Here is a 290-nt window from a genome sequence, read left to right as displayed (position 1 = left end):
GCCACGTCCACCAAGCCCAAGGTTTCGCCTCCAAAATAATGCTTCTCACCAAGTTCAATTTCAAGAACCTTCAAACAATCCACAAACCCTTTCTTCGCAGCCTCCAAATCATCGCCAGCAGTCGACCACAGTTTCTTCCCGAAATCATACACCTGCTTGTCGACATAATCAGCCCAGAAACGAGATTGAGCACGACGGTAAGGATCGGCGGGAAGCAAAGGACACTTGCCAGGGCACATCTCATCAATATACTGCACAGTAATTAATGACTCGCAGATCGGCTTCCCTCC

1 protein-coding gene is annotated in these 290 nt (G+C 49.0%); it reads right to left on the bottom strand.

Going from position 1 to position 290, the window contains the following annotated elements:
• Positions 1-239: glutathione S-transferase family protein (locus C6N31_RS42850; protein ID WP_232486374.1), on the bottom strand; the 239-nt coding region annotated here is incomplete at its 3' end.
• Between the last annotated feature and the right edge of the window lie 51 nt (positions 240-290).

Origin of the sequence: Streptomyces fildesensis, assembly GCF_016107395.1 — a bacterium.
Lineage (GTDB): Bacteria > Actinomycetota > Actinomycetes > Streptomycetales > Streptomycetaceae > Actinacidiphila > Actinacidiphila fildesensis.
This window is presented reverse-complemented; position numbering and strand designations above follow the sequence as displayed.